The organism is Burkholderia sp. Bp9140, assembly GCF_003853425.1.
Classification (GTDB): Bacteria; Pseudomonadota; Gammaproteobacteria; order Burkholderiales; family Burkholderiaceae; genus Burkholderia.
Map to the genome: position 1 here is coordinate 1 of NZ_QTPQ01000005.1, position 19,357 is coordinate 19,357.

Genomic DNA, 19,357 nt, shown 5'->3' on the forward strand with positions numbered 1-19,357 from the left:
CCCGATCGCGAAGAAGCGCTGGCCGGAATCGCCGAGCATATCCGGCGCTTCTGGGAGCCGCGGATGCGGCGTGCGCTTCTCGCTTCGCTCGACGATCCGTCGAGCGAAGCCGCACGACGCGCCGCGCCGATCGTGCGCGACGCGATCGCCGCGCACCGTGCATCGCTCGTGCCGGCCGCAGCTCCCGCCTGAGCGCCCCGCTACGCGGGCACCGACATGCCCGCGAACCAGCTTTCGCAGTGGCGCAGCAGCGCGGTCGCGTCAGTGGCGGTGCGGCCGCGCGCCGCGATGTAACCGTCAGGCCGCAGCAGGTAGAACGACGGCCTCGAGCGGCCGTATGCCTGCGCAAGCCCTTCCGCACCGTCGCTTTCGGCATCGGCGACACGCCACGTCCGCACGGCGCCCGGCATGATTCGCGCCAGCCCCTGCGCAAGCGTCTGCGCATCCGCGGGCATCGGCGGCACGTCGCTCGTATCGCCCGTGTCGACACTTGCCGGCTCCTCGAGCAGCAGCAGCGTAAAGCTCGCCGGGTCGTGCAGATCGTATAGCCGCGCGGTTCCCGGCGCCCGGCCGAGCGGCCCGTCGACCACATGCACGAGTGCATCGGGCGCACGCTCGCCCGCGCGCGGCCCGCCGTCGAGCACGCGTTCGAGCGTGAGCGGGCTTTTCCGGTATTGCACGCCGAGCTCGCTGACGGTGCGCCGCACCGCGTCGCGCACCGGCCCGAACGACGCCAGCAGCGGCACGACATGATCGCGCAGAAGCTTCATCGCGCCATGGTCGGCTTCGACGATCTGCGTGACGAGGCCGGTCTGCCGCAATACGTCGCGCTCGATCGGATGGCGCTCCGCGTGATACGTGTCGAGCAGCCGGTCCGGCGTGCCCGCGCCAAGCACGCGCGCGAGCTTCCAGCCGAGATTGAACGCTTCCTGGATGCCCGTGTTCATGCCTTGCGCGCCGGCCGGACTGTGAACGTGCGCGGCGTCGCCCGCGAAGAACACGCGCCCGTGACGCAGCCGGTCGACCATCCTGCTATGCAGGTGGAAATACGACGACCACGCGAGGTCGCTCGGCGCGATCGACGCACCGACGCGGGCGCGCACGATCGCCTCGCATTCCGCGAGCGACGGAGGCGGCGCATCGGGCGATGCGTCGCCTTCGGGCGGCCGGTCGGCGACGAGCCGGTAGCGGCCGCCGCCCATCGGGAACAGCCCGGCGATGCCGTCGGGCGTCGTGAACAGGTGGATCTCCTCGTCCGGCCAGTCGGGTATCGCCGCGAAATCGGCGAGCAGAAAGGTCTGCTCGAACGCTTGCCCGGCGAAGCCGAGGCCAAGCAGATGGCGCACCGTGCTATGTGCGCCGTCGGCGGCGATCAGGTACGACGGCGCGAACGATTGTTCACGACCGTCGGCGCCGCGGATCGTCACGTCGAGCGATGTACCGCCGGCGTCGCACGCGGTCAGCGTGACGCCGCGTTCGACCGTCACGCCGAGCCCGGCCAGGTGCTCGGCGAGCAGCCGCTCGGTGATGCTCTGGTCGAGAAACAGCAGATACGGATAGCGCGTTTGCAGCGGATCGAAATCGAGCCGCGCGATCACGCGGCCGTCCGCATGCAACGCGGCCGCATGCGCGCGATGCCCCAGCACGAGAAACGGTTCGACCGCGCGATGCTGCTCCAGCAGTTCGAGCGTGCGCGCCTGAATGCCGATCGCACGCGAATACGGTGCGGGCGTGGTGAGCCGGTCGATGATGCGCACCGGCACGCGGGCACGCGCGAGACTCATCGCAGCGGCAAGGCCGGTCGGGCCTGCGCCGACGATCAGCACGGGCGGGATATCGAGCAGTGTGTCAGCCATGAGAGCCTCGATGACACGCGATCCTGCAAGTCTACGCCGCTCTGCGTGACGGGGCCATATGCTGACCGGCCGATCCGGGGTACCCGCGCGCAATGTGGGAAAATACGCGCTTTCCGCCAGTTTTCGCGTCATGGATTCCGCATTCGACCGAGCGTATGCCGCGCACCGCGCGGGCCGCCTCGCCGAGGCCGAGCACGGCTATCGCACCGCACTCGCCTCCAATCCCGCCGACGCCGACGCGCTGCATCTGTTCGGCGTGCTGCGGCATCAGCAGGGCCAGCATGCCGAGGCAGCCGATCTCGTCGGGCGTGCGGTCGAGCTGCGCCCGGGCGACGCCGCGCTGCAGCTCAATCTCGGCAACGCGCTGAAGGCGCTCGGCCGGCTCGACGAAGCGATCGACCGGTTTCGCAACGCGCTGACGCTCGCGCCCGAATTTCCGCTCGCGCACTACAACCTCGGCAACGCGTATGCGGCGCTGCAGCGCCACGAGGATGCCGTCGACGCGTTCGGCCGCGCACTTCGGCTCACGCCCGACGATGCGTCGATCCACAACAACCTCGGCAACGCGCTGAATGCGCTCGGCCGTCACGACGACGCGATCGCCGCATTCCATCGCGCGCTCGAGCTGCGTCCCGGACATGCCGGCGCGCACAACAATCTCGCGATGGCGCTGAACGCGATGGGCCGGGCCGACGACGCGATCGCGCACTTCCAGGCGGCGATCGCCGCGCAGCCGCGTTTCGTCGCCGCGCATTTCAATCTCGGCAACACGTTCGAGGCGCTCGGCCGTCACAGTGAAGCCGCGGCGGCGTTCGAGGCCGCGCTCGCGCTGCACCCGCCGTTCCCGCTCGCCCTGTTCGGGCTCGCAAACGCGCTGTGCGCGCAGGCACGCCAGCGCGAAGCGCTGCCCTACTACGAACGCGCGGTCGGCCTCGATCCGGCGTTCAGTCTCGCGTGGCTGAACCTCGGCAATGCGCATCACGCACTCGGTGCGCACGAGATGGCGCTGCGCGCGTTCGACCAGGCGCTGCGCGTCGCCCCCGACCTGAAACTCGCGCAACTGCACCGCGCCGTCACGCTGCTGACGCTGGGCGACTTCACACGCGGCCTGCCCGCGTACGAAACGCGCCACGACACGCCGGGCGCGACGCCGCTCGGCACGCTGCCGCGCTGGCAAGGCGAGCCGATTGCGTCGCGCACGCTGCTGATCCGTGCGGAACAGGGCTTCGGCGACACGCTGCAGTTCGTCCGCTTCGTGCCGCTGGCCCGCGCGCGCTGCGCGCGCGTCGTGCTCGAAGTGCAGCCGGAACTCGTCGCGCTGCTCGCACCTGCCGCGACGCGCTGGCGCGTGACGCTCGTCGCACAGGGCGCCGCGAAGCCGCCGGCGGCGGACGTCGCGTGCACGTTGATGAGCCTGCCTTTCCTGCTCGGTCTGCAGCCGGCCGACATCGTCGCGGGCGAGCGTTACCTCGATGCGCCGGACAGCGCGCACCGGCGCTTTCGCGGCTCGCTCGGCGGGCAGTCGAAGCGCAAGTTCGGTCTCGCGTGGTCGGGGCGCCGGCAGGCGCAGGAAAACCGCTCGATGCCGTTCGACGCGCTCGCGCCGCTGCTCGCGCTGCCGGACATCGACTGGGTCGTGCTGCAGCCGGCGCTCGACGACGATGAACAGGCGCGCGTCGACGCGCATCCGCGCGTGCATCGCCTCGACGGGCGGCTGAACGACTTCGCCGACACGGCCGCGCTGATCGCACGGCTCGACGGCGTCGTCACGATCGATACGGCGGTCGCGCACCTCGCGGGCGCGCTCGGCAAGCCGCTGTGGATCATGCTGCCGTTCGCATCCGACTGGCGCTGGTTCACCGGAGACGACTGCCCTTGGTATCCGCACGCCAGGCTCGCCCGGCAGTCCGCACCGGGACAGTGGCTCGACGTGGCGGCGACGGTCGCGTGCGCGTTGCGCGACGCCTGAAGCCACGCGAAGCCAACAGTTGCCTTGGACCGGGCCCGCGGTTGCCGTCGCCGCATTCGGCTCGGACGAATCATCCCGACAGGCGGATCAGAACCCGATCGCTCTGATCGACCGATCGCCCCTGTACGGGCGGCGGATGCGCCCGCGGCTCACTTCAACCGCTCGTCGCAACCGTCGCACCGCCGCCCGATCGACGCACCCGGCACGTTCCCCTGCTGACGCCCACCCAATAAAAAACCCGGCGAAGCCTGCTTCGCCGGGTTTCGTTCATCTCGATCCCGCTGGATCGATACAAGATTACTTGTGCGCGGGCAACCCCGTTTCGGCCTGCCGCTCGAGTTGCCGCACCTGCTCCTGCAGATCGCGCAACTGCATCTGCGCCGCCCGCTTCTCGACCTGCAGCGCCTGCGTCTGCTCCTGCGCCGACTTCTGCCGCTGCGCCACCTCGGCCTGCTGGCTGCGCGCGACGCTCAGATCGGCCTGCAGTTGCTGCGCGCGATTCGCCTGCAGCCCGATCACGCGTTCGAGGAACGTCTTCTGCGCCTGAAGTTCGGTGCGACGGATCTCGACGTCCGCAAGCTGCGCCGTCTGCTGGACGAAGTTCGCGTACACCATCTCCGCGCGGTTCTTCTCCTGCGACCGGATCACGCGCCACAGATGCTTGTCCTGGAACAGCGCGACGTAATACGTCATCTCGCGCGAATCGAACATCAGGCTCGCGCCGTAGCTGCCGTTGTAGGTGGTGCGCATCTCGACGATCCGGCCGTCGTGCAGCATCCGCGTGAGTTCGGCCACATTGCCTTGCGCGGCGGCGTCCGTCGCGGTTGCGGCCGACGCCGACGTCGCGGGCGCGGTATCGCCGCTCAGGCTCGTCACCGCGGGGCGGGTGCCCGCGACGGGCGCGCTCGCGTCGGCGGACCACGCGGCGCCCGCATGCGCGCAGGCGGCCATCGCAACGATCCAGGTTGCGCATCGTGCAAGGGAAAAATATCGGCAGGCCAACGTCAGACTCCGGCGAACGAATCGGGAGTCGCGATTATCGTTCAAAAGGAAACGGCCGCATCTCGAAATTAACGGGATGCGGCCGGCCTGCCTGCGCGGCAGTGCAAGCGCCGGCTACAGGCGGGTTTCGCGCGCCGCCCGCAGGAATGCATCGAGCAGCGGCGTGCAGTCGAGCAGTTCCGAGCCGCCCGCGCGATGAAACTCCGGGTGCCATTGCACGCCGACGACGAACGGCGCACGCCGGTAGCGGATGCCCTCGATGATCCCGTCGCCGGCCGACACGGCCTCGATGTTCAGATCGCGGCCGAGATCGCGGATCGCCTGATGGTGGATCGAGTTGACGATCGCTTCGCTTCGCCCGGGAAACATGCTCGCGAGCGTCGACGAGTCGGGGAAGCGGATCGCGTGGCGATGCTGGTCGTAATGCTCGCTCACGTGCGCATTCGCGGTCGGCACGTCGGTCGCGATGTCCTGGTACAGTGACCCGCCGAACGCGACGTTGATCAGCTGGGCGCCGCGGCACACGCCGAGCACCGGCTTGCCGGACTCGACGAACTCGTGGAACAGCTCGAGCTCGTACATGTCGCGCACGCGGTCGCCCGGCCATTCGGGGTGCGCATCCGACGCCGCGTAGGTTTGCGGCGACACGTCGGCGCCGCCTTGCAGCAGCAGGCCGTCGAGATGCTTCGCGTAATCGCGCAGACGGATGTTGCTCGGGTGCAGCATGCCCTGGTGACCGACGGTCGGAATCATGAACACGAGCACGTCGCGCGACATCACCCAGTGCGCGATCGATTCCTCGAGATATTGCAGCGTCTTGCCGCGCAGCCCCTTCGCGCCCGGCTCCGGATGGAAGATCCGCGCCGACACGCCGATGCGCAGCGTGCGCTGCGTGATCCGCTGGCCGGCGCGGTCGAACAGCCGGCGCGCGCGCGCCGCCACAATCCGGCCGAACACCGACCACGGCGTGTCGCTTTGTTTCAGGTAAGCCGGCGGCGCATTCTGCGCGCTCGCGGGCGGCGGTCGCGGCGTCTCGAAATCGGGCTGCGCGCCGAAGCCGGGCGGCGGTGCGCCGGGTTTCGGCGACGCTGCAACACCGTCGACGGCGGCACCCGGCGCGCCCGGCTCGGACGCGGCCGTGACCGTCGATGCGCCGTCCGCAGCGACGTGCTGCGCAGCGGCAGCCTGCGCGGCGGGCGTGTTCGCCGGATCGAAACGGGGGGAATAGGAAGAAGCGGATGAGGTGCCGGGCAGACCGGCCGGGGAAGACGTGTTTTCGCTCATGACGATGGTCTGGTACGTCGCTCGCGCGTATTGGATTGACGAGGATTCATTATGCGTCAGCGCACGATCGCGCGGTAAACCTGCAACATCCTGTCGATATTGTTGCAAGCTGTCGCATCCCGCACCGAACGCGTCGCCGGCCCTGTTCTGCTGCTTCCCGAGATCGGGAAGCTGACTGGACATCGCTGATATATCACAATAATATCCACGAATCATCCACGCTTCCCGATCGCCCCGCCATGATCGTGCCCCGTCCGGCCACCGCGCCGCCGTCCGCATGAACGCGCTGACAGACGCGCCGCAAAGCCGGCCCGCCGCATCGACGCTCAGCCTCGCCGACCGCGCGTACGCGTTGATCCAGCGCGACATCATCACGATGCGCCTGAAGCCCGGCGCCGCGCTCAACGAAGCCGACCTCGTCGCACGCACCGGCATCGGCCGCACGCCCGTCCATCAGGCCGTGCACCGGCTGGTGCTCGAAGGGCTGCTGTCCGTGATGCCGCGCAAGGGGCTGCTGGTGCAGCCGCTGTCGCTCGACGACATCGTCGCGGTGATCGAGGTGCGGCGCATCAACGAAGCGCACTGCGTCGAACTCGCCGCCCGCCACGCGACGCCCGACGATCTCGCCCGCATCGCCGTGCTGCTCGACGACGGGCAGTCGTGCGTCGACACGCACGACGTCGAGGGCATGATGGAACTCGACCGCGCGCTTCATCAGGCGATCGCCGCGGCGGCGCGCAATACGGTGCTCGCGGAGATCCTGCGCGCGCTGCACGAACGCTCGCTGCGCTTCTGGTTCGTCACGCTGTCCGAACCGCACCACCTGTCCGACGTCCAGCGCGAACACCGCGAACTGTTCGAGCGGCTGTCCGCGCGCGACGCCGCCGGCGCGCGCGCGGCCGTCGAACGCCATATCGATTCGTTTCGCGCCACCCTTGTCCAACAGCTTCGCCCCTGAGCCGCCCATGACCACTTTCACGCCCTTCCCCCCGCTCGCCCAGCTCGCCGCCGACCTCTCCGCCGGCCGGACCACGAGCCGCGCGCTCGTCGACGTCGCGCTCGAACGAATCGCCGATCCGTCGGGCCAGGGCGCGGCCGTCTTCACCGAAGTCGACGCCGACAACGCGCGCGCAGCCGCCGACGCGCACGATCGCCTGCGTGCCGCGGGCACCGTGCTGTCGCCGCTCGCGGGCATCCCCGTGTCGGTGAAGGACCTGTTCGACGTCGCGGGCCAGGTGACGCGCGCCGGTTCGCGCGTGCTCGACGGCGCGCCGCCCGCGCAGGCGGATGCGGTCGCCGTGGCGCGGCTCAAGCGTGCGGGCGCGGTGCTGGTCGGCCGCACCAACATGAGCGAGTTCGCGTTCTCGGGGCTCGGCCTGAATCCGCACTTCGGCACGCCGCGCTCGCCATACCGCCGCGACGTACCGGGCGACGCGCGGATTGCCGGCGGCTCGTCGTCCGGCGCGGCCGCGTCCGTCGCCGACGGGATGGCGGCCGTTGCGCTCGGCACCGACACCGGCGGCTCGATCCGGATTCCGGCCGCGCTGTGCGGGCTCACGGGCTTCAAGCCGACCGCGAGCCGGATTCCGACGCAAGGCGGCGTGCCGCTGTCGACGACGCTCGACTCGTTCGGCCCGATCGGCCTGACGGTTGCGTGCTGCGCGCTCGTCGACCGGATGCTCGCGGGCCTCGAGCCGCACGTGCCTGCAACGCGGCCGCTCGAAGGCGTGCGGCTCGGCGTGCTGACCAACTATGTGACGGACGGCGTCGACGCGGACGTCGCCGCCGCGCTCGACGCATCGCTGAAGCATCTCGAAGCCGCCGGCGCGATCGTCAAGGAAGTACGCTTTTCCGCGCTCGACCGGCTGCCGGACATCAACCGCTTCGGCTTCTCGCCGATCGAGGCGTACGCGTGGCATCGCCCGCTGCTCGCGCAGCACCGCGACCAATACGACCCGCGCGTGCTGTCGCGCATCCTGAAGGGCGAGCCGGCGAGCGCGGCCGACTATCTCGACCTGCTCGCCGCCCGCCACGCGATGCTGGACGAAGCGGCGCACACGGTCTGGGCGCGCTTCGACGCGCTCGTCGCGCCGACCGTGCCCGTCGTGCCGCCGCGCATCGCGGAACTCGAAGCGGACGACGCCGTGTTCACGCGCACCAATGCGCTGATCCTGCGCAACCCGAGCGCGTTCAACTTCCTCGACGCATGTGCGCTGTCGCTGCCCTGCCATCCGCGCGACGCGGCGCCGGTCGGCCTGATGCTCGCGGCCGCGCCGCAACGCGACGACGCGCTGCTCGCGATCGGCCAGGCAGTCGAGGCCGTGCTGAACACGATCCGCTGAGCGCACCCGCGCAATGACGGCGGGCGATGGAGCGGACGAAGCGGCTGCGGCGTGGTGCCGCACGCGCGCTGTCAGTTTCGTGCCAGATCGTTCGCGCTAAAATCGCGCGATTGTTTCTCGGACCGACCAACGACAGGAATCCCGCCGACATGAACGACACCACGCTCGCCCTCCGCCGTGAACGCCGCCTGCTGATGCTGCTCGGCTGGGTGTGCATCGCCCTGCTGGCCGGCGCGCTGTACCTGCAGTACGTGAAGAACGAGGACCCATGCCCGCTGTGCATCATCCAGCGCTACTTCTTCGCGGCGATCGGCATCTTCGCGTTCCTCGCCGCCGGAATGCGCAACTGGCGCGGCATCTGGGTGCTCGAACTGCTGATCGCGATCGCCGCGGCCGGCGGCGTCGGCACGGCGGCGCGCCATCTGTCGATCCAGATGAATCCGGGCTTCAGCTGCGGCTTCGACACGCTGCAGCCGATCGTCGACAGCCTGCCGCCCGCCCAGTGGTTCCCCGGCATGTTCAAGGTCGCCGGCCTGTGCGAGACGGTCTACCCGCCGATTTTCGGCATCCTGCTGCCCGGCTGGGCGCTGATCGGCTTCGCCGTGATCCTGGTTGCCGTCGTCTCGAGCCTCTGGCGCCATCGCCGCAAGCTGGCAGGCTGACCGGCCGCGCCACGCGGTCCGGCCGACCGGTCGAGGCCGCGAAGCCGCACCGCCCGCCTGCGCCGGCAACGTCCCCGCGCGGCCGCACCCTGCCGGCCGCGCGTAAACACCTACCGCCGCCGCAGCCCGGATTTCCGGGCGAACGCGCATCGCGCGACATCCGCGCGCACGCCCCGCCGCGCAAGCGTTTCGGCCCGATGCGTGCGCATCGGCGCCCCGATCCCGCGCGGCGGGCCTATGATCGACATGATCGCTGTCTGATAGCCCGGATCACCGCCCGGCAATGTTCCCGTCGCTTTGCGGTGCTATCTTCGCGACTGGATGGCGATCTACGTGCGCGAGGCCAGGCGGTCTCACCTCCAGCGTAACGCGCGCCCGATCCGCAATGTCGACTGGATTCATCATGACAACGCAAACCATCCGCATCCGTCACCCTCATGGCGTCCGCGCATCCCGCGGCGTCGTTCGCGCGCGCCTTCGGCGCACGGCCACCGCACGGCATCAGTCGTGCGGCAGGCCCGCCTCGCTCCCATCCGTCCTCGCTGCCGCCACGCCCGCCCGCCCGCACCGCGCGTCGTGCCGCGTCGCCCCGAACGGAGCGTGCTGATGGAAGCCTGGCTTGGCGATCTGCAGCAACTGCTCGCGCACGGCGAAGCGGCCGTGCTCGTGACGGTCGCGCATACCGACGGCTCCGCGCCGCGCGAGGCCGGCACCAAGATGCTCGTCACGCGCGACACGGCCCGCCATACAATCGGCGGCGGCCATCTGGAATGGAAGGCGATCGAGATCGCGCGGCATCTGCTGAAGGACGGCGCGCACGTGCCCCACGCGCGCAGGCTCGAACGGCTCGCGCTCGGCCCGAGCCTCGGCCAGTGCTGCGGCGGCGCGGTCGTGCTCGCGTTCGAGCGGCTCGACGTCGGCGACCTCGGCTGGATCATGTCGCTCGCGAAGCGCGTCGCGGCCGGCGCCGCGACCGTGCGTAGCGTATCATTCGGCCCCTCGCCGGGTGTGCCATTGCTGAGCGAGCCCGAATCGCCCGCCGCGCGTGCCGATTGCCTGCTGTGGGAAACCGGCGGCGTGTCGCTGATGACCGAAACGATCGCGCCGTATGCGTTCCCGGTCGTGCTGTTCGGCGCCGGACACATCGGCACCGCGCTCGTGAAGATCCTGGCGACGCTACCGTGCCACGTGCGCTGGATCGACGGGCCCGATGCGGTGTTCCCGCCGGCCGAGGCACTCGCCGGGATCGGCAATCTCGCGATCGACGCGGTCGCCAGCCCGGCCGATGCCGTCGACACGGCGCCGCCGCACGCGTACTTCGTCGTGATGACGCACGATCACACGCTCGACTTCGTGCTGGCCGAGCGCATCCTGCGGCGCGGCGACTATGCGTACTTCGGGATGACCGGCTCGCACACCAAACGCGTGCAGTTCGATCATCGGCTGGCAGCGATCGGCATCGACCCGGCCCAGGTCGCGCGGATGCGCTGCCCGATCGGCGTCGAAGGCATCATCGACAAGGCGCCCGAAGTGATCGCAATCTCGGTGGCTGCGCAATTGCTGCAGGCCGTCGAGGCAAACGCGTCCGCGCAGGCTTCCCCAACATTCTGACCGACCAAGAACAACGCCATGACCCCGACATTCAAGGACAAGATTGCCCGCGCTCCGAAAGCGGAGCTGCACATCCATATCGAAGGCTCGCTCGAGCCCGAACTGATTTTCGCGCTCGCGCAGCGCAACGGCGTGAAGCTCGCGTACGAGTCGATCGACGCGCTGCGCGCCGCTTACGCGTTCACCGACCTGCAGTCGTTCCTCGACATCTACTACGCCGGCGCGAGCGTGCTGCTGACCGAGCAGGATTTCTACGACATGACGGCCGCGTACTGCGAGCGCGCGCTCGCCGACAACGTCGTCCACACTGAACTGTTCTTCGACCCGCAGACGCACACCGAACGCGGCGTGCCGATCGAAACGGTGGTGGCCGGCATCGACCGCGCGCTCGCCGATGCCGAGCAGCGCGGGCTGTCGAGCAAGCTGATCCTGTGTTTCCTGCGCCACCTGTCCGAAGAGGACGCGCTCGCGACGTTCGAATCCGCGTTGCCGCTGTTCGAACGCTATCGCCATCGGCTGATCGGCGTCGGCCTCGACTCGTCCGAGCTCGGCCATCCGCCGACGAAGTTCGCGCGCGTGTTCGAGAAGGCGCGCGCGCTCGGGCTGAAGCTCGTCGCGCATGCCGGCGAGGAAGGCCCGCCGGCCTACATCCACGAAGCGCTCGACGTGCTGAAGGTCGACCGGATCGACCACGGCGTGCGCAGCATCGAGGACGCGGCGCTCGTCGAACGCCTCGCGCGCACGCGCACGGCGCTGACCGTGTGCCCGCTGTCGAACCTGAAGCTGTGCGTGTTCGACGACATGGCGAAGCACACGCTGAAGGCGCTGCTCGATCGCGGTGTCGCGGTAACGATCAACTCCGACGATCCGGCCTACTTCGGCGGCTACGTCAACGACAACTACTTCGCGACGGTCGACGGACTGCAACTGACGGACGCCGAAGTGCACGCGGTGATCCGCAACGGCTTCGAGGCGTCGTTCGTCGACGCGGCGCAGCGCGATGCGCTGATCGCGCGTCTCGATACGTACTGGCAGGCCGCGTGACGGCCGGCATCGAGGTTCGCTAGACAGATGAAACACCGCAACGACATCCGCTTCGCGACGACCGGTCCGGCCCTGCGCCGCGCTGGCCGCATGCGTGCGCGGCCCATGCACGCCGGCATCGCGCCGGTCGCCCGCGCGGCGACGGCGTCGTGCGTCGTCGCGCGCCGAAGCCTGTCGTTGCGGTTCGTCATGCAGCGCGCTGCCGCGCCGGTCGCGATTGCGCCCGCCGTCGCGGCGCTGCCTGCCGGCCACCCAGCGATGGCGGCTGCGGCCGCCACGCTCGCGTGCGCGCTTGCCGCGGCGCCCCCGCCATCGCGCATGCGCGGGCAGCGCCCTCCATGCCGTCGCCCGCGCGGCGCCGACCGTTTTCTTCTGTTCGCCTCACCTTGATGCAGGACCATTCGTCATGACGCAAACCGCTTTCCGTTCCCAGCTGCTGACCTTCAACGGCGACCCGGCACAGTCGAGCCAGGCCGCGATCCACGAGACCGACGGCCTCCTGATCGTCGACGACGGCAAGGTCGTCGCGGCCGGCCCGCATGCGCGGCTCGCCGCGACGCTCGCGCGCGACGCGGTCGTCCACGACCTGCGCGACAAGCTGATCGTGCCCGGCTTCATCGACACGCACATCCACTATCCGCAGACCGACATGATCGCGTCGCCGGCCCCCGGCCTACTGCCGTGGCTCGACAAGTACACGTTCCCGACCGAGCGCCAGTTCGGCGATCCGGAGCATGCGCGCGAGGTCGCCGACTTCTTTGTCGACGAACTGCTCGCCTGCGGCACGACGAGCGCGCTCGTCTACTGCACCGTGCACAAGCAGTCGGCCGACGCGCTGTTCGCGGCGAGCGACGCGCGCGACCTGCGGATGATCGCGGGCAAGGTGCTGATGGACCGCAACTGCCCCGAGTTCCTGCGCGACACCGCGCAATCGGGCTATGACGACAGCGCCGAGCTGATCGACCGCTGGCACGGCAACGGCCGCCAGATGTACGCGCTCACGCCGCGCTTCGCGCCGACGTCCACCGAGGCGCAGCTCGAGGCGTGCAGCGAACTCGCGCGCCGCCATCCGGACGTGTTCGTGCAAAGCCATGTCGCGGAAAACGTCGATGAAGTGAAATGGGTGGCCGAGCTGTTCCCCGGGCACCGCAGCTATCTCGACATCTACGACCACTACGGGCTGCTGCGGCCGCGCGCGGTATACGGCCACTGCATCCACCTCGACGACGAGGACCGCCGCCGGATGGCCGAGACGCGCACTGTCGTCGCGCACTGCCCGACGTCGAACTTCTTCCTCGGCAGCGGGCTGTTCGACTTCGACAAGGCCGGCGAATACGACGTGCCCGTCACGCTCGCGACCGACGTCGGCGGCGGCACGTCGTTCTCGATGCTGCAGACGATGAACGAGGCGCACAAGGTCGCGCGGCTGTCGGGCCACCATCTGACCGCCACGCGGATGTTCTGGCTCGCGACGGCCGGCGCCGCGCAGGCGCTCGATCTCGCCGACACGGTCGGCACGCTCGCGCCGCGCACCGAAGCCGACTTCGTCGTGCTCGACCCGCAGGCCACGCCGCTGCTCGCGCGCCGCACGAAGCGCGCGGAGTCGCTCGAGGAACTGCTGTTCGCGTTCGCGCTGCTCGGCGACGACCGCGCCGTGTACCGCACGTACGCGGCCGGCCGGCTCGTGCACGAGCGCGGCGCCGCACGCCGCGCCGCCGCGTAACTCACGCGCGTTTGCCTCACCCTGCTCCGGCGTGCGCTGCAGCGCATGCCGGGCCGCCGAATCCGCACCGCGCACGGCACGCGCCGTGCTAGAATTCGCCGCTCATTGGGGAGTAGCCGCTCCGCTCGATGTCCCGCGCCCCCGGCGCGCATCGTGACGGGGGCGTCCGTCAACAGACTTGGCCGTTCGGCCATGGCGGATGCAGCCACCGAGGCCTGGCGAGACCGATGGTTCACTGCGCGCCGCATCAGGGCCCGGCGCGCGGCGGATCGTCGCTCGCACGCACAACACCGGCCCGTGGAACCCCGTACGTGTCCCAAGCCTTCCTGATCTCCACCGGCGCCGTCGCCCTCGCTGAAATCGGCGACAAGACCCAACTGCTGTCCCTCGTGCTGGCCGCGCGCTATCGCAAGCCCATGCCGATCATTCTCGGCGTGCTCGTCGCGACGCTCGTGAACCATGGCCTCGCCGGTGCGCTCGGCGAATGGCTGGGGGTACTCGTCACGCCGTCGATCATGCGCTGGGCGCTCGCGTTCTCGTTCATCGCGATGGGGTTGTGGATCCTCGTACCGGACAAGCTCGATGCCGACGAAGCCAACACGAACCGCTCGCGGCTCGGCGTGTTCGGCGCGACGCTCGTCGCGTTCTTCCTCGCGGAAATGGGCGACAAGACGCAGATCGCGACCGTCGCGCTCGCCGCGCGCTTCCAGGACTACATCGGCGTGGTGGCCGGCACGACCTTCGGGATGATGCTCGCGAACGTGCCCGCGATCCTGCTGGGCGACCGTTTCGCGCACTGCCTGCCGACGAAGCTGGTGCACGGCATCGCGGCCGCGCTGTTCGTCGTGCTGGGCGCGCTGGCGCTGCTGGGCGTCGGGGCCTGACGCAGGCAGGCAACAGGCGGCGCGGCCAGACGGCCGCGCCGGTGACGAGATGGCGCGTTACTTCGCGACCGCCGCGCCCGATGCCGGCACGGCCGGCACCGCTCGCTCGTTGGCGGCCGGCGGCGCAGCCGGCCCGCCGCGCTTGTCGACCGGCAGCCGCACCGTGCGGATCGCGCCGTTCGCCAACGGGAAATCGGCGAGCGCGCTGCGTGCGAGGAACGGCATCGCATAAAGCAGCGCGCCGTTGTCGCCGGTAGTGCGCGCGGTCACGTTATAGACCTCCTTGCCGGTCGCGCGCTCGGTAATCCGGATGCCGAGCGTGTAGTCGAAGACCTGATAGGTCTGCGCGACGTAGCCGGCCGGCATCGGCCCCCAGGGCCCCCACGGGCCCCACGGCCCGCCCCGCCAGTACGGCCCCGGCCCCATGAACCACGGATCGTAGTAGACCGGCTGCGGCACCGTCACCAGATCGCTGCCGACCCCGTAGGCCAGCCCGACCAGATAGCGCGCCTGCGTGGCCGGCACCTGCCGGAACGCATACGCGGACAGCTCGTTCGAGACGATCGGCTCGTAGGTCGACTGCTCGATGCTGTGCTTCTGCGCATCCGTGCGCGTGAAAGCGTAAGTGCGTGTCGCGTCGCTGCCGCTCCAGTCGGAGAAGGCCGTGACCTGCGTCGTCACGTAGCTGGTGCAGCCCGTCAGCAGCGCCACGCACAGCACCGCCGTCCAGCCCGCACCGCGTTGAATCCATTCACGTTTCATGTCGATCCTCGTCGATCCGTCACCCGTTCGTCGCACCACGCGAACCGCACGGGATGCCGATAATACGCGGACTGCCGGAACCGGTAAAAAGTTCGCCCGGCACGCGGCCGCAAGCCTTTGTACAATGGCCCGGTTCACCCGGCCCGCGCAGCGGGCCCGATCCCCACTCCACCGATCTCGACGACCATGTCCGACAACGCCTCCTCCACCGTGATCCGCCGCGCCGACTATACGCCGCCGGCCTTCCTCATCGATTCCGTCGCACTCGAATTCGATCTCGCGCCGGCCCGCACGATCGTCAGGAATACGATGCGCGTGCGCCGCAATCCGGATGCGGTGCCCACCCCGCATCTGGAGCTGATGGGCGAAGCGCTCGAATTCCTCGGCGCGCAGCTCGACGGCGCGCCGTACGGTGCGGTGCGCGCACACGAACACGGGCTGACCGTCGAAAACGTGCCCGACGCGTTCGAACTCACGCTCGACAGCGCGTGCACGCCGGACCAGAACACGACGCTGTCGGGCCTCTACGTATCGAGCGGCAACTTCTTCACGCAGTGCGAGGCCGAAGGCTTTCGCCGCATTACCTACTTCCTCGACCGCCCCGACGTGATGGCGTCGTACACCGTCACGCTGCGCGCCGACCTGGCCGCGTATCCGGTGCTGCTGTCGAACGGCAACCTGGTCGACTCGGGCGAGCTGCCCGACGGCCGCCACTTCGCGAAATGGGAAGACCCTTTCCGCAAGCCGAGCTACCTGTTCGCGCTCGTCGCGGGCAAGCTCGTCGCGATCGAGGAGAAGATCACGTCCGGCTCCGGCAAGGAAAAGCTGCTGCAGGTGTGGGTCGAACCGGCCGATCTCGACAAGACCCGTCACGCGATGGATTCGCTGGTCCACTCGATCCGATGGGACGAGAAGCGCTTCGGTCTCGAGCTCGATCTCGACCGCTTCATGATCGTCGCGGTCGGCGACTTCAACATGGGCGCGATGGAGAACAAGGGGCTCAACATCTTCAACACGAAGTACGTGCTGGCGAACCCCGAGACCGCGACCGACACCGACTTCGCGAACATCGAGTCGGTGGTCGGCCACGAGTACTTCCACAACTGGACCGGCAACCGCGTGACCTGCCGCGACTGGTTCCAGCTGAGCCTGAAGGAAGGCCTGACGGTGTTCCGCGACCAGGAGTTCTCGGCCGACATGGCCGCGGGCGACGACGTCGCATCGGCGGCGCGCGCGGTCAAGCGCATCGAGGACGTGCGCGTGCTGCGCCAGTTGCAGTTCGCCGAGGACGCGGGCCCGATGGCGCATCCGGTACGTCCGGAAAGCTACGTCGAGATCAACAACTTCTACACGATGACCGTGTACGAGAAAGGCTCGGAAGTCGTGCGGATGTACCAGACGCTGTTCGGCCGCGACGGGTTCCGCAAGGGGATGGACCTGTACTTCAAGCGCCACGACGGTCACGCGGTGACGTGCGACGACTTCCGTCACGCGATGGCCGACGCGAACGGACGCGATCTCGCGCAGTTCGAGCGCTGGTACAGTCAGGCCGGCACGCCGCGCGTGTCGGTGCGCACCGCGTACGACGCGGATGCGCGCCGCTACGCGGTCACGCTCGCGCAGGGCTACGGCGACGCGTCGCCGGCGGCGCGCGAGACGCAACAGGGGCCGCTGCTGATCCCGTTCGCGATCGGCCTGATTGGCCGCGACGGCCGCGACCTGCCGTTGCGCCTCGACGGCGAAGCCGCCGCGTCGGGCACGACGCGCGTGCTCGACTTCACCGACACCGAACAGACCTTCACGTTCGTCGACGTGCCGGAACAGCCTCTGCCGTCGCTGCTGCGCAATTTCTCGGCACCGGTGATCGTCGAGTACGACTACAGTGAAGACGATCTCGCATTCCTGCTCGCGCACGACAGCGACCCGTTCAACCGCTGGGAAGCCGGCCAGCGGCTCGCGACGCGCGCGCTGCTGACGCTCGCCACGCGCGCCGCCGCGAACGAACCGCTCACGCTCGGCGAGCACTTCGTCGCCGCGTTCCGCCGCGTGCTGACCGACGAAAACCTGTCTCCCGCGTTCCGCGAACTCGCGCTGACGCTGCCGTCGGAAACCTACCTGGCCGACCAGATGGCGGAAGCCGATCCGGCCGCCGTGCATCGCGCACGCCAGTTCGTGCGCCGCCGGCTTGCGGCCGCGCTGCGCGCCGAGTGGCTCGCCGCGTACGAGCAGCACCAGACGCCGGGCGCGTACGAGCCGACGCCCGAAGCGTCCGGCCGCCGCGCGCTGAAGAACCTCGCGCTCGCGTATCTCGCCGAACTCGAGGATCCGGCCGACGCCGTGCGCATCGCGACCGCGCAGTACGACGCGGCGAACAACATGACCGATCGCGCCGCCGCGCTCGGCGCACTGCTGTCCGCCGCGGCCTCGGGCGCGAACGACGCGGCCACGCGTGCGCTCGACGACTTCTACCGTCGCTTCGAGAAGGAAGCGCTCGTGATCGACAAGTGGTTCGCGATGCAGGCCGCGCAGCGCGGCACGTCCGCCCAGCCGACGCTCGCGAAGGTCCGCACGCTGATGGCCCACCCCGCGTTCAACCTCAAGAACCCGAACCGCGCACGCTCGCTGATCTTCAGCTTCTGCGCGGCGAACCCGGCGCAATTCCACGCGGCGGACGGTTCGGGCTACGCGTTCTGGGCCGAGCAGGTGCTCGCGCTCGACGCGATCAACCCGCAGGTCGCCGCACGCCTCGCCCGCTCGCTCGAACTGTGGCGCCGCTTCACGCCGGCGCTGCGCGACCGGATGCGCGAAGCGCTCGAGCAGGTCGCGGCCGGCGCGAAATCGCGCGACGTGCGCGAGATTGTCGAGAAGGCGCTCGCGTAACGTCACGCACGCGCTTCGCCTCGCGCTCGCGCGCAACGAAGCCGGCGCCGCCCCGTTGCGGCGCCGGCTTTTTTTGTTGCCGCAAGCGTGGTCGGGGTCAGGGCCCGACGGCAGCTCGAACGCCGTGATTTCCGGCCGCGACGGCACGAATCCCGGCTGCGGCGCACGCCGCAACCCGGCCGAATCGGCCGCCCGGCCATGTAACCGGACGAAAAAAGGCGACGGGCCGGCAGGCGCGCCGGGTAAAATTGCGGCAATTCAAGGATTCTTTGGCCTTTCGGAGTCTGTCATGTCCATTGCCCGCCGCACCACGCTGTCCAAGTTCCTGATCGAGCAGCAGCGTGAGACCAACAACCTCCCCGCCGACCTCCGCCTGCTGATCGAAGTCGTCGCCCGCGCGTGCAAGGCGATCAGCTACAACGTGTCGAAGGGCGCGCTCGGCGATGCACTCGGTACCGCCGGCAGCGAGAACGTCCAGGGCGAAGTGCAGAAGAAGCTCGACATCCTGTCGAACGAGATCCTGCTCGACGCGAACGAATGGGGCGGCAACCTCGCCGCGATGGCGTCGGAGGAAATGGAAACGTTCTTCCCGATCCCCGCGAACTATCCGCGCGGCGAATACCTGCTCGTGTTCGACCCGCTCGACGGCTCGTCGAACATCGACGTGAACGTGTCGATCGGCACGATCTTCTCGGTGCTGCGCTGCCCGGACGGCAAGCAGGCCACCGAGGAATCGTTCCTGCAGCCGGGCACGGAGCAGGTCGCGGCCGGCTACGCGGTGTACGGCCCGCAGACCGTGTTCGTGCTGACGACCGGCAACGGCGTGAACTGCTTCACGCTCGACCGCGAAGTCGGCTCGTGGGTGCTCACGCAAAGCAACATGCAGATCCCGGCCGATACGCGCGAATACGCGATCAACGCATCGAACGCCCGCCACTGGTACGAGCCGGTCCAGCGCTATGTCGACGAGCTGAACGCCGGCAAGGAAGGCCCGCGCGGCGACAACTTCAACATGCGCTGGATCGCGTCGATGGTGGCCGACGTGCACCGGATCCTGAACCGCGGCGGCATCTTCATGTACCCGGCCGACAAGCGCACGCCCGATCGTCCGGGCAAGCTGCGCCTGATGTACGAAGCGAACCCGATGTCGTTCATCGTCGAACAGGCGGGCGGCGCCGCGACCACGGGCACGCAGCGCATCATGGAAGTGCAGCCGACCGGCCTGCACCAGCGCGTGCCGGTGTTCCTCGGTTCGAAGAACGAAGTCGAGCGCGTGACCGGCTATCACAACGAAGGCCAATAAATTTGCACTGCAGCACTGGACGGAGGTGCGAGACG

16 protein-coding genes and 1 riboswitch are annotated in these 19,357 nt (G+C 69.3%); of the genes, 12 read left to right on the forward strand and 4 right to left on the reverse strand.

The annotated features are described in order from the left end of the window. Positions 1-192, forward strand: a 192-nt coding sequence (locus DIE21_RS05680; RefSeq protein ID WP_124496773.1) for a formate dehydrogenase subunit delta, incomplete at its 5' end; no start/stop codon positions are given. Between the two features lie 8 nt (positions 193-200). Here the strand turns inward: DIE21_RS05680 and DIE21_RS05685 are convergent. Beyond that, positions 201-1,856: an FAD-dependent monooxygenase gene (locus tag DIE21_RS05685; protein ID WP_124496774.1), complete on the reverse strand. Its 1,656-nt coding sequence runs from the start codon at positions 1,854-1,856 to the stop codon at positions 201-203. Between the two features lie 130 nt (positions 1,857-1,986). Here DIE21_RS05685 and DIE21_RS05690 point away from each other — a divergent pair, with 130 nt between their 5' ends. Continuing rightward, complete coding sequence (locus tag DIE21_RS05690) at positions 1,987-3,825, forward strand: tetratricopeptide repeat protein (protein ID WP_409364617.1); 1,839 nt, start codon at positions 1,987-1,989, stop codon at positions 3,823-3,825. 297 nt (positions 3,826-4,122) lie between these two features. Here the strand turns inward: DIE21_RS05690 and DIE21_RS05695 are convergent, their stop codons facing one another. Continuing rightward, positions 4,123-4,776: a DUF2968 domain-containing protein gene (locus tag DIE21_RS05695; RefSeq protein WP_260432323.1), complete on the reverse strand. Its 654-nt coding sequence runs from the start codon at positions 4,774-4,776 to the stop codon at positions 4,123-4,125. 165 nt (positions 4,777-4,941) lie between these two features. Then, positions 4,942-6,111, reverse strand: coding sequence for a gamma-glutamyl-gamma-aminobutyrate hydrolase family protein (locus DIE21_RS05700; RefSeq protein ID WP_124496777.1), 1,170 nt, complete (start codon positions 6,109-6,111; stop codon positions 4,942-4,944). A 277-nt stretch (positions 6,112-6,388) separates the two neighbouring features. Here DIE21_RS05700 and DIE21_RS05705 point away from each other — a divergent pair, with 277 nt between their 5' ends. The 8 genes from DIE21_RS05705 to DIE21_RS05745 all read left to right on the forward strand — a co-directional run bounded on the left by DIE21_RS05705 (position 6,389) and on the right by DIE21_RS05745 (position 14,377). After that, on the forward strand, positions 6,389-7,069 hold the full coding sequence (locus DIE21_RS05705) for a GntR family transcriptional regulator (protein ID WP_124496778.1): 681 nt from the start codon (positions 6,389-6,391) through the stop codon (positions 7,067-7,069). 7 nt (positions 7,070-7,076) lie between these two features. After that, complete coding sequence (locus DIE21_RS05710; RefSeq protein WP_124496779.1) at positions 7,077-8,453, forward strand: amidase; 1,377 nt, start codon at positions 7,077-7,079, stop codon at positions 8,451-8,453. Positions 8,454-8,602: 149 nt separating this feature from the next. Beyond that, positions 8,603-9,115, forward strand: coding sequence for a disulfide bond formation protein B (locus tag DIE21_RS05715; RefSeq protein WP_124496780.1), 513 nt, complete (start codon positions 8,603-8,605; stop codon positions 9,113-9,115). Positions 9,116-9,721: 606 nt separating this feature from the next. Beyond that, the gene (gene xdhC, locus DIE21_RS05720) at positions 9,722-10,726 is read left to right on the forward strand and encodes a xanthine dehydrogenase accessory protein XdhC (RefSeq protein WP_124496781.1); all 1,005 of its coding nucleotides are present in this window, start codon (positions 9,722-9,724) and stop codon (positions 10,724-10,726) included. 18 nt (positions 10,727-10,744) lie between these two features. After that, a complete protein-coding gene (locus DIE21_RS05725; protein WP_124496782.1) occupies positions 10,745-11,770 on the forward strand; it encodes an adenosine deaminase in 1,026 nt (341 codons plus the stop codon). 27 nt (positions 11,771-11,797) lie between these two features. Continuing rightward, complete coding sequence (locus tag DIE21_RS05730) at positions 11,798-12,160, forward strand: hypothetical protein (RefSeq protein ID WP_260432324.1); 363 nt, start codon at positions 11,798-11,800, stop codon at positions 12,158-12,160. 16 nt (positions 12,161-12,176) lie between these two features. Continuing rightward, entirely contained in the window at positions 12,177-13,493 is a 1,317-nt protein-coding gene (guaD, locus tag DIE21_RS05735) for a guanine deaminase (protein ID WP_124496783.1), read from the forward strand. Positions 13,494-13,588: 95 nt separating this feature from the next. Then, positions 13,589-13,726, forward strand: a riboswitch (yybP-ykoY riboswitch). 78 nt (positions 13,727-13,804) lie between these two features. After that, positions 13,805-14,377, forward strand: coding sequence for a TMEM165/GDT1 family protein (locus DIE21_RS05745; protein WP_124496784.1), 573 nt, complete (start codon positions 13,805-13,807; stop codon positions 14,375-14,377). A 57-nt stretch (positions 14,378-14,434) separates the two neighbouring features. Here DIE21_RS05745 and DIE21_RS05750 read toward each other — a convergent pair whose 3' ends face one another. Then, positions 14,435-15,139: a DUF4136 domain-containing protein gene (locus DIE21_RS05750; RefSeq protein WP_124496785.1), complete on the reverse strand. Its 705-nt coding sequence runs from the start codon at positions 15,137-15,139 to the stop codon at positions 14,435-14,437. A 186-nt stretch (positions 15,140-15,325) separates the two neighbouring features. Between DIE21_RS05750 and pepN the strand changes: the two genes are divergently transcribed. Beyond that, complete coding sequence (gene pepN, locus DIE21_RS05755; RefSeq protein ID WP_124496786.1) at positions 15,326-18,019, forward strand: aminopeptidase N; 2,694 nt, start codon at positions 15,326-15,328, stop codon at positions 18,017-18,019. Positions 18,020-18,308: 289 nt separating this feature from the next. Continuing rightward, the gene (locus DIE21_RS05760; protein ID WP_124496787.1) at positions 18,309-19,322 is read left to right on the forward strand and encodes a class 1 fructose-bisphosphatase; all 1,014 of its coding nucleotides are present in this window, start codon (positions 18,309-18,311) and stop codon (positions 19,320-19,322) included. The last annotated feature ends 35 nt before the right edge of the window (positions 19,323-19,357 follow it).